Consider the following 267-nt stretch of genomic DNA (forward strand, 5'->3'; position numbering starts at 1 on the left):
TTTTCCCTCCTTTCCCTCCCCTCCCCCCTCTCTTTCCCCTTCTCCTCTTCCCTCTTCCCTTCTCCTTTCTCTTCCCCCCTCTCCCCCCTCCTCCTCCTTCTTTCTTCTTCTTTCCCTCTTTCCTTTTCTTTTCCCCCTTTTCTTTTTCCTCTCTCTCTCTCTTTCCTTCCTTTCTTTCTTCCTCCCTCCCCCCCTTTTTCCCTCCTCTCCTTTTCTCTCTCCCCCCTCTCTCTTCTCCCTTTCCTTCCTCTTCTTTCTTCCTCCCCC

Annotated in this window: 1 protein-coding gene; it reads right to left on the bottom strand. The window is 52.4% G+C overall.

What is annotated here, in order from left to right; all coding sequences use genetic code 11:
• The coding region (locus tag AB1471_RS18990; protein ID WP_367780994.1) for a hypothetical protein at nt 1-267 on the bottom strand (267 nt) is incomplete at both ends.

Source organism: Jeotgalibacillus marinus (assembly GCF_040801915.1).
Taxonomy (GTDB): domain Bacteria; phylum Bacillota; class Bacilli; order Bacillales; family Jeotgalibacillaceae; genus Jeotgalibacillus; species Jeotgalibacillus marinus.